This window comes from Bradyrhizobium sp., from assembly GCF_049512235.1.
GTDB lineage: Bacteria > Pseudomonadota > Alphaproteobacteria > Rhizobiales > Xanthobacteraceae > Bradyrhizobium.
The window spans coordinates 1-6,054 of sequence record NZ_JBEKXH010000394.1; the positions used below are offsets into that span (position 1 = coordinate 1).

9 protein-coding genes are annotated in these 6,054 nt (G+C 69.3%); 1 reads left to right on the top strand and 8 read right to left on the bottom strand.

Annotated elements, in window-relative coordinates:
• From ABSG20_RS27300 to cbiE, 3 genes are all read right to left on the bottom strand, one after another.
• A partial coding sequence (locus ABSG20_RS27300) for an SAM-dependent methyltransferase (RefSeq protein WP_423867592.1) occupies positions 1-266 on the bottom strand: 266 nt, incomplete at its 3' end.
• Positions 263-631 carry a cobalamin biosynthesis protein gene (locus ABSG20_RS27305; RefSeq protein ID WP_423867593.1) on the bottom strand — a complete coding sequence of 123 codons (369 nt, stop codon included), beginning with the start codon at positions 629-631 and terminating at the stop codon, positions 263-265. The genes ABSG20_RS27305 and ABSG20_RS27300, both read right to left, overlap by 4 nt.
• Positions 628-1,809: a precorrin-6y C5,15-methyltransferase (decarboxylating) subunit CbiE gene (gene cbiE, locus ABSG20_RS27310; RefSeq protein ID WP_423867594.1), complete on the bottom strand. Its 1,182-nt coding sequence runs from the start codon at positions 1,807-1,809 to the stop codon at positions 628-630. Before cbiE ends, ABSG20_RS27305 begins: the two co-directional genes overlap by 4 nt.
• Between cbiE and ABSG20_RS27315 the strand changes: the two genes are divergently transcribed.
• Entirely contained in the window at positions 1,787-2,569 is a 783-nt protein-coding gene (locus ABSG20_RS27315; protein ID WP_423867595.1) for a cobalt-precorrin-6A reductase, read from the top strand. The two genes, cbiE and ABSG20_RS27315, sit on opposite strands and share 23 nt — an antisense overlap.
• Here the strand turns inward: ABSG20_RS27315 and cobJ are convergent.
• The 5 genes from cobJ to ABSG20_RS27340 form a co-directional block, all read right to left on the bottom strand.
• Positions 2,545-3,279, bottom strand: a complete 735-nt coding sequence (gene cobJ, locus ABSG20_RS27320) for a precorrin-3B C(17)-methyltransferase (RefSeq protein ID WP_423867596.1) — start codon at positions 3,277-3,279, stop codon at positions 2,545-2,547. The two genes, ABSG20_RS27315 and cobJ, sit on opposite strands and share 25 nt — an antisense overlap.
• A complete protein-coding gene (locus ABSG20_RS27325) occupies positions 3,276-4,007 on the bottom strand; it encodes a precorrin-2 C(20)-methyltransferase (protein WP_423867597.1) in 732 nt (243 codons plus the stop codon). Before ABSG20_RS27325 ends, cobJ begins: the two co-directional genes overlap by 4 nt.
• A 2-nt stretch (positions 4,008-4,009) precedes the next feature.
• Positions 4,010-4,639 carry a precorrin-8X methylmutase gene (locus ABSG20_RS27330; protein ID WP_423867598.1) on the bottom strand — a complete coding sequence of 210 codons (630 nt, stop codon included), beginning with the start codon at positions 4,637-4,639 and terminating at the stop codon, positions 4,010-4,012.
• On the bottom strand, positions 4,639-5,802 hold the full coding sequence (gene cobG, locus ABSG20_RS27335; RefSeq protein WP_423867599.1) for a precorrin-3B synthase: 1,164 nt from the start codon (positions 5,800-5,802) through the stop codon (positions 4,639-4,641). The genes ABSG20_RS27330 and cobG overlap by 1 nt, the downstream gene beginning before the upstream one ends.
• Positions 5,799-6,054 (bottom strand): cobaltochelatase subunit CobN (locus ABSG20_RS27340; RefSeq protein WP_423867600.1); only part of this gene is annotated, 256 nt, incomplete at its 5' end. The genes ABSG20_RS27340 and cobG, both read right to left, overlap by 4 nt.

A 6,054-nucleotide genomic window follows, 5' to 3' on the forward strand; every position in this document is an offset into this window, starting at 1 on the left:
GCCGACCAGATCGACAGATCGCCGGAATGCAGCCGTGCGACGTCCTTGTTCTCGGCATGCGCATCTGCGATCTCCGCCAGGATGTCGTCGAGCGAGAGCGCCGCGGTGTTGACGATCCGCGCGCCGGGCGGGCAATGCGCCAGCATCGCGCCCGGCACCAGCGAGCCGGCATAGAGGCAGACCGGCGAGGCGGCGATCAGGTCACGCCCGCGCAGGGTGAGGAGATCGGGAGCGCCCGGCCCGGCGCCGATGAAATGCACCGTCATGGATCATCTCCTTCGGCGATCGCGGCGGTCGCCGTCCTGTCGCGCGAAACGACGCGCGGCGCAACCAGCCGTGCGTTATGGCCGGCTGCGACCAGCGCCGCGGCCTCGGCCAGGGAGCCGACCCCGAACTTCGCGCTGACGATGTCGGATTGCGTCGCGGTCTCAACGCCAGCGAGCCCGTCGAGTGGGACGGCCCTGATCGGCAGGCCCAGTTCGCGGGCCAAGGACACCAGCGCACTCGCTCCGGCCTTGTCGCTGATCGTTGCGAGCGCCGCAAGCCCGCTGGCGCCGCCCGCCGCATCGAGCGCCTCGCGCAGCGAGTGAACGTCGGCGCCCCGCCTGAATCCCAGACCCGCGACCCTCATTTGACCGCGCTCCATTGCACCGCGGGCCGCACCGCGTCCCAGGACCTGAATGCCCCGAGCGGCGCCGCATGCGCGAGCTCGACCCGCATCAGTTCGCCGCCATGACGGCGATGCAACTCGGTAAGCAGGGCCTCGGTCTCCAGCGTGACCGCATGCGCGACCAGGCGCGTCGTTGTTGCAACGAGCGACCAAACGGAATCGAACATCGCGCCGTCCAGGCCCCCGCCGAAGAACACCGCCTGGGGCGGTTTCAGGCGAGTCAGCACCTGGGGCGCGCGCCCGATGGTGATATCGATCTGGTGCGCCAGCCCGAAGGAGGCGGCATTGGCGCGGATATTGGCCGCGCGATCGTCGCGTTGCTCGATTGCGTCAGCGGTTCCGCCACACAGCGCCCATTCGACCGAGATCGAGCCCGAGCCGGCGCCGATGTCCCACAAATGTTCGCCCGCCCTCGGCGCCAGCGCCGACAGCGCCAGCGCGCGCATCGGCCGCTTGGTGATCTGGCCATCATGCAGGAAGCGGTCCTCGGCGAGACCGGAGCTGCGTGGAAGGCCCGCCCGGCCCTCCGCTTCCAGTGCAACGGTCACCAGGCGCGCGGCCGGGTCGGCCGCATAATGGTCGGCGCGATGGCTTTCGATGCTTTCACGGCGACCGCCGAGCGCGACGCAGGTCCACAGGCGCGACGCACCAAAGCCGCGCCCGGTCAACCAATCGGCAAGATCGGCCGCCGCCTTGCCGTCGCGCACGAGACAGATGTGGCGTGTACCGTGGGCCAGTCGCGGCACCAGGGCTTCGAACGGGGCCGCATGGAGGCCGTGGCAAATGACGTTCTCCAGCCGCCATCCGAGCCGCGCCGCGACCAGCGAGAAGCTCGAGGGCGCGGGATGCGCGGTCCATTCGCCATCGCTCAACCGCTCGGCGAGATTGCCGCCAACGCCGTGCCAGAATGGATCGCCGGAGGCAAGCACCACGGTCGGACGGCCGCGGCAGCCGATCACGCCAGCCGCATCGAACGGCACAGGCCAGGCCCGGCCGCGGTCGCCGATATCGGCCAGCGCCAAATGACGCTCGCCGCCAAATACCATCTCGGCTCGCGCGAGCGCCTTTCGGCTTGCCTCCGAGAGCCCGGCAAGGCCATCTTCGCCGATGCCGACAATGGTGAGCCAGGGTTTGAGCAAGGGATCATCCACGGTGCGCGCCCTCATCCTGGGCGGAACCAGCGACGCCAACCGGCTCGCGGATGCCGCGGCGCGGCTCGGGTTTGCGGCGATCTATTCCTACGGCGGCCGCACCAGGGCTCCGGCGGCGCAAGTGCTGCCGACCCGCATCGGCGGGTTCGGCGGCGTGCGCGGCCTCTCCTGCTACATCCGGCAGCAGCGGATCACGCATGTCGTCGATGCAACCCATCCCTTTGCCGCCGAGATCAGCCGCAACGCGGTCGCGGCCTGCGCTGCGACGGCAACGGCGCTGATCGCGCTGGAGCGCGCGCCATGGATGAAAGCGCCAAGCGACAACTGGATCGAGGTGGCCGACGTCGCGGCCGCCGCGGCGGCGCTGCCCGAACCAAGCGCCCGCGTCTTCCTCGCCATCGGGCGACAACATCTCGCGCCGTTTCTCGCAAGGCCGCAGCACGCCTACACCCTGCGCTATGTTGATCCGCCCGAGGGATCGCTGCCGCTGCCGAACGCCGGCATCATCGTTTCGCGCGGTCCTTTCACGCTGGCCGGCGATCTCGACCTGATGCGCTCGCGCGGCATCGAATGGATCGTCGCCCGCAATGCGGGAGGAACAGGCGCCCGCGCCAAGATCGATGCCGCGCGCGAGCTCGGCCTTCCCGTGGTCATGATCGCGCGGCCCGAATTGCCCGAGAGGCGGCGCGCCGAAAGCGTCGAGGAGGTGTTGGCCTGGCTCGGTCATGACGCGCGCCTCGGGGCATAGATCCAGCGGCCGAGGCGGCGCGTCGCGGAGTTGCCGACAATGACCAGCGTTCGCATGTCGGCCATGTCAGGCTTTGCCTCCCGCAAGGGCAGCGCTTCGATACGCTCTTCGGCAGTGGTGACGGCATGGGCGAAGATCACGATGCGATCGCCGCAGCCTGCGTCTTTCAGGATCGCAAGCGCGCGGGCAAATCCGTCGGGCCGGCTCGCCGAGCGCGGATTGTACAATGCGATCGCGAAGTCTGCCTCGGCGGCGAGCCGCAAACGCTTCTCGATCACGGACCACGGCTTCAGATTGTCGGACAGGTTGATGGCACAGAAATCATGGCCGAGCGGCGCGCCAGCGCGGGCCGCGGCCGCCAGCATCGCGGTCACGCCCGGCAGCACACGAATCGAGAGCGCCTGCCATTGCGGCGAGGCCTCGAGCGCTTCGAACACCGCTGACGCCATCGCGAAAACCCCGGGATCGCCTGAAGATACGATGACGACGCGGCGGCCTTCCGCCGCAAGGCGCATGGCTTCCGCCGCACGCTGCGACTCCTGACGGTTGTCGGATGCGTGCCGGTTAAGCCCCTCGCGCGCCGCGACGCGCGCGACATAGGGCGCATAGCCAACCACGTCGGTGGCGTCGGCCAGCGCGGCGGAGACCTCGGGCGTGATGAGCGCCTCGTCGCCGGGCCCGAGCCCCGCAATGGTCAGCATGCCCGTCATTCGGCGAGCTCCAGCCGCCGGCCCCGGCCGTGCACGAGGACAACAGCGAAATAGGGGCACTCGGTCGCATCGACGTCGCTGAGCCGCGCGACGCGCTCGCCCGGCATGGTTCCGCGCTCGATCAGCCAGGCCTCGTCAAGGCGTCCGGCGGCCTGCAGGGCCCGGCGCACCTTGCGCAAATTGCGTCCGGTCTTCATGATCACGAGCGCATCGCAGCCGCGCGCTCGGGCCGTCAGTTCCTGCTCCGCGAGCGTCCCCGTCAACACCGTCATCACGTCATCGCCGAGCGCGATCGGCAGGCCGACTGCGTTCCAGCAGCCGGCCATGCCGGGAATGCCCGCGATCACCTCGATCGCGGCGCGGCCCTTGAGCCTGATATGGAGGTGCATGAACGAGCCATAGAAGAAGGGATCGCCCTCGCAGAGCACGACGATGTCGGCGTCGCGCGCAATCTGCTCGAGGCGCCGCGCCCATTCATCGTAGAAGCCTGCGAGAAGCTCTGCGTAGTCGGGGCTATCGAATGGAATCTCCGTCGTGACCGGATATTCCATCGGATATTCCCTCACATCAGGCGCCAGCATGCCCTCGACGATGCGGCGTGCCTGGCCGGGCCGGCCTTTCTTGCGGAAATAGGCGACATGTGTCGCTGCGCGGATCTGACGGTCGGCGCGCACGCTGATCAGATCAGGATCGCCTGGCCCGAGCCCGCAGCAGATGATGCGCCCCATGACTATTCGCTCCGGCTCGCAAGCGCGTTGACGGCGGCAACCGTGATCGCCGAGCCGCCGAGACGGCCCGCCACGGTCAGCGCCGGCGCCGGCGGTTTGGCCATCAACGCGGCCTTGGCCTCGGCGGCGCCGACAAAACCGACCGGACACCCGATGATGGCGGCGGGCCTCGGGCAGGCCTCGTCCTCCAGCATGTTCAGAAGGTGGAACAGCGCGGTCGGCGCATTGCCGATGGCAACGACGGCGCCGCCGAGATAAGGCCGCCAAAGCTCCAGCGCCGCGGCCGAGCGGGTATTGCGAAGGGTGTGCGCGAGCGACGCCACGGCGGGATCGTGGAGTGTACAGATCACGGCGTTGCCTGCCGGCAGGCGCGCGCGCGTGATGCCTTCCGACACCATGCGCGCGTCGCACAAGACAGATGCACCGCCCTCGAGCGCGGCGCGCGCGCGACGCGCCATGTCGGGCGTAAAACGAACGTGCTGTTCCAGACCGACCATGCCCGCGGCATGGATCATGCGCACGACCACCGCTTCCTCGTCGGCCGAAAACGGCGCAAGGTCCGCTTCGGCGCGGATGGTTGCGAAGGATTGCCGGTAGATCGTCGCGCCATCGGTCTCATAGACATGCGGCATCAAAAGATCCTCCGCAGCGCGGATGGATCGGCCAGGAGGCTGCCGCGGTCGAGCCCGCGCATGACGGGCGCATCGCGCGCCGAACCGTCGCGGATGAGATCGAAGCCATGCGCCGTGGCAACGAGCGTGATCGGCGCAGGGCCCGGCTGCGCACAGCCCTTGATACAGCCGGAGACGTGAAGCCTGGCATCTGAGGCAAGGTGCGGCGCAAGTGCTGCTGCGAGCGCGCGCGTTTCGGCATGCGCCTGCCTGCAGGCCGGCGCCCCGGCGCAGGCGACGACGCGGAGGATAGGATCGCCGGCATCGGTCACGAGGCCGTCGGCATCGGGCATCTGGCGTAGTCCTTCGGCGAAGATCATGCGCCATGGCGTCAGGCGCAGGCCATCCGCCGCCTCTGCCAGGACACCGAGCGTTGCGGCCTTGATTTGTCCGAAGACCAGCCCAACCAGCGCGCCGCCGGCCTGAAGCCCGGGCCGCGGTGGCGGCATCATGCGTCCTGGGCTAACCCGTCCGGCAAGGACCGCGGGGATCGTCGCGCCGGCTGAAAGATGTGCGGCCATCCGCCCGCGCCCGTTGTTCACCCCACCCGAGGCAATGAACCATTCCGCGAGCGCAAGCGCGACGGTCACAGCGTCCGAGCGCGCCACGGGACAGCCGTGCCGCGCGCCGTCGGCGCGTACGAGCAAGCCTCCCGCCTGGTCGCGCTCGATGCGAATATCGGCGGATGCCTCGACAAGCGCGCGCGAGATGCCGCAATCCACCGCGAAGCCGAATTTCCCGGGAAGAGCAAGGCGTCGCGCGGCAAGGGCAAGCCCAAGCTCGGCTGCCAGTGACGAGGTGTCGTCGCCCGCGACCCAGAACGGCGCGACGACGATATTGCGCAGCGCTTCCAGGTCCGCGTCGGCATCGAGCAGGCCAAGCCGCGCCAGCTCGGCGATCAGAGGCGCATGGTTCTCGTCACCGACGCCCCTGATCTGCAGGTTCGCACGGTTGGTCGCGTCGATCAGGCCGCTGCCGAAGCGGGCCGCCAATTCCGCAAGGGCAGAAGCCTGCGCGGGCGACAGCCTGCCGCCATGCGGGCGAATACGGACCACGAGCCCGTCACCCGACCGCATCGGGCGCAGGGCGCCGGGGCACCATCCCTTGATCGCGAAATGGTTCATGACGCCACCCGCAAAGCGGCGGCGATCGAATTGCGCCGCGTCGTCCACAGCGAGGCCGCGTGCAGCCGCGCAAAACAGGCCTCGAGCGCCGCCAGCGCCGCCGCATTGTCGCGCGCCATGAAGGCGCGGACTTCGTCACGGCCGAGCGTGGCGTCGTAATAGAGGTCGAACAGATGCGGCGGCACCGCGCCTGCGAGATGGGCGAAGGCGGCCATATGTTCGAGCGTCGCAGCGATTTCGGCCGCGCCGCGA

Coding starts and splice junctions, on each gene's coding strand:
- cobJ (WP_423867596.1), bottom strand. CDS start 3,279: ATGACGGGCATGCTGACCATTGCGGGGCTCGGGCCCGGCGACGAGGCG.
- ABSG20_RS27315 (WP_423867595.1), top strand. CDS start 1,787: ATGGTGAGCCAGGGTTTGAGCAAGGGATCATCCACGGTGCGCGCCCTC.
- ABSG20_RS27325 (WP_423867597.1), bottom strand. CDS start 4,007: ATGGGGCGCATCATCTGCTGCGGGCTCGGGCCAGGCGATCCTGATCTG.
- ABSG20_RS27305 (WP_423867593.1), bottom strand. CDS start 631: ATGAGGGTCGCGGGTCTGGGATTCAGGCGGGGCGCCGACGTTCACTCG.
- ABSG20_RS27330 (WP_423867598.1), bottom strand. CDS start 4,639: ATGCCGCATGTCTATGAGACCGATGGCGCGACGATCTACCGGCAATCC.
- cobG (WP_423867599.1), bottom strand. CDS start 5,802: ATGAACCATTTCGCGATCAAGGGATGGTGCCCCGGCGCCCTGCGCCCG.